This is a genomic window from Novipirellula sp., from assembly GCF_041583735.1.
Taxonomy (GTDB): domain Bacteria; phylum Planctomycetota; class Planctomycetia; order Pirellulales; family Pirellulaceae; genus Novipirellula.
This window is the reverse complement of the sequence record NZ_JBFHFD010000894.1, coordinates 1-2,733: the sequence shown is the minus strand read 5'-3', so window position 1 is coordinate 2,733 and position 2,733 is coordinate 1. Positions and strand designations below refer to the sequence as shown.

Here is a 2,733-nt window from a genome sequence, read left to right as displayed (position 1 = left end):
GGCGGGATCGATTGGATATAGCCGGCAACTGGCTCGGCTCCGCCACACGCACGCGGAGTTGCGCGCGCAGGTGGGATTGTTAGAGGTCGAAGATCCGACGAAGGTGGGCATCGCGTCTGTTTCTTACTTGCAGGAGGATATCCCGCCGGGGGTGGACCAAGCGTATGTGTGGCAATACCGCATCCACATTCCGGCGAACTATGGTCCGCGTTATAAAACTCAGCGTGGATTGGTGACGGCGGATTCGCCACGCGGCCGTGGCAGTTCGGGTGGAAGTTATAGCGGTTCAAATTCCCAAGCCGAGGAAGTGCTTTTGACGATCGCACTGATTCACGCCGACGGCAAATGGATGTTCTGTCGCACGACCGGAGGCAGTTCCAGTACGGCGACCATGCCCGACGAATTTGCAATCGATGCACTTGAGGATCTCGTCATCGACGTGCCGGTAACGCCCGAACAAGCCACCCGTACTTTTGAAATCGACGAGGCAATCTGTTTGTTTCGACTGCGTGAAAAGAGTCTTGCCAAGAAGCGAAATGGCGAGCCCGAGGTCGACTTGTATCAAGGATTGGCGGTCTACCTCTACAGCGACGAACACAGCGACGCCTTTGACGCTTGGGCTCGTGGAAAGGCCGAATCGATGCAGGAAGCCATGCCATGAACCGATCCGATTTGTGCACGCAGGTGCAATCACATGAGTCGACTGGCAGCGAACCGGCGGCAGCTGCGACAGTTAATCGCCGATGGATGCGATTTGGGTTACTCGAGTTACTGTTGTTGACCACGGTGGTCGCGACGTGGTTGCCCGTTATCTTTGCTCGGCGTCAAATTCCGATGCTCGAGTCCGAGATCGAGACGATGCGGTATGCGACTACTCAATTGATCATTCTTGACGACCAGAAACTAAATGTTCGCTCGCTGCCAAGCATTTGGAACCATATCAACAGTTGGCGATACCATGTGCCCGCAGACGCCGATTTGGAATTGAGGTTGGCGACCGAATTAATCAATCGGGTGGGGTTTCCCGCAGATTACAAAGCCGTCGCCTTGCCCGACGGAGAACATGTGATTCATTTAAAGTGTACGAAGGACGCCGCGGGGCACCACAGTGAAGTGTTCATTGATGACGAGTTGGTGTTACAGCAACATCATCCTGTGACGTGGCTTGAGTCCTATGGCAGTTCAAGTACTGGCAGCGTCTCACGTCAATCGAAGGCGTATCCATTGGACGAGCCGCTCAAGATCAAGGTACAACGTTACTCGCTCAAGCATCCGCTGAAGAAGTACGGATCGATGGACGTGCCCGACGTCTACGACAGTAAAGGGAATTGTCTCTGGATTTCGCCTGCGTCTACTGTTCCCACGCCATCGCCTCGGTTCTACCTGCCGCAGGAGCGGCACGGGCACGAAGGCATCGGGCATCGCGAAGGGATCAAGGTGGTCCGAGCCCATCGATCGAACTTGGTTGGATTGATTGGCATCGTGCCGTCGCTGCGTTCGGTCATGGGGGACGAACGAGGAGGGTACCCGTATTGTCCCCTGGGCATCTCGGTCCGCCCTATCCTGGACCGCGAAGTGTCCGCAGCTGAAATCCCCGAAGTCCAAGCAAATCTTTCGGATGGGATTCCTGTTTCACTGCGGGAATCGATCGTCCCGCCCACGCAATACGACGAAAGCTATTCGCGTGAATTGATTAGCGAGAATGCGATTCAGCAAGATGGTAGGACGATGCGTATCTTTGCGCACTTTAAACCTTTTCCGACGGGGGCCAAACCGATTGTGGAAATCATCTTCGATGCGGCCCACCCCGATCGGGTCGGCTTTCTGCCCCACGCCGCTCCTGATAGCCCACCGATGAAAGCGTGCCAATTGGTGACGCGTTTTGATGCAAAATTTCATTGGCGTGAAATCGAAATGATGGCTGATGCTCAGGACGTTGCTGGCGGTTCGAGCAGTGCGTTGCGTGAACCACTTTCCGCGTTCTATCCCGAAATCGATTTTGCAACGCTTGCAGGTGACCGCGGGGCGGTTGCCGCACCGTTTGGATGGCGAAGGTTACCGGCAAATCGGTTGCCGCGAGTCGCTGTGCCCGAAAGTCAACGCGAAATGACGCGATTAAGTTTGACGACGGATGTTGCCGACTCAACAAAGTTAACGTACCCCGCAGGTTTGAGTCGGCAATGGCAATACGAAGGCATTCCGAATCGGCAAATTTGGTGGCTGCCAACCGCCGATGTCCAACAGCAAGACGGGATTAAGGTTGAGATTCAGGGCGGAGCCGAATACCCGCAAACCTCGCTCCCCATTCCCGGCGGCCCTGCGATTCAGAATGTTCGCATCACGGTGCCGATGCCAGCGAAGAGCCCCGTATGGCTAGAGATCGCCACAGAGCCAGAAGTCAACTAAAAGCTACTCTCAACACAGGGACATAGCACTTTATTGGCGTGAATGTCTGTACTCTCATAAAAGGGACATAGCACTTTGTCGGAGTAGTTTCCTGCACCCTGATAGACTGGGCATTGGCAAATCGGCGAATTTTTGGCGAAGTTCGACTTCAATCCGATGCAATTCGCGTCTTCACTAACGCTGCGAAGCGAGAACGTTGGTGATCGGGCGCAGCATCATCTATCGGAGAGGAGTGTCTGCTCGCTGCAACAAAAAGAGAAAGAGGCAAGTGCCCGCTAAGCCTGCGTGGTCAGCAGTTCGCGTGCCCGTCGCCGCAAATGATAGCGG

The 2,733-nt window shown here is 55.0% G+C and carries 2 protein-coding genes; both read left to right on the top strand.

All coding sequences use genetic code 11. The annotated features are described in order from the left end of the window. A partial coding sequence (locus tag ABX962_RS34280; protein ID WP_372726157.1) for a hypothetical protein occupies nt 1-661 on the top strand: 661 nt, incomplete at its 5' end. Next, nucleotides 658-2,406 carry a hypothetical protein gene (locus ABX962_RS34275; RefSeq protein WP_372726156.1) on the top strand — a complete coding sequence of 583 codons (1,749 nt, stop codon included), beginning with the start codon at nt 658-660 and terminating at the stop codon, nt 2,404-2,406. The genes ABX962_RS34280 and ABX962_RS34275, both read left to right, overlap by 4 nt. The last annotated feature ends 327 nt before the right edge of the window (nt 2,407-2,733 follow it).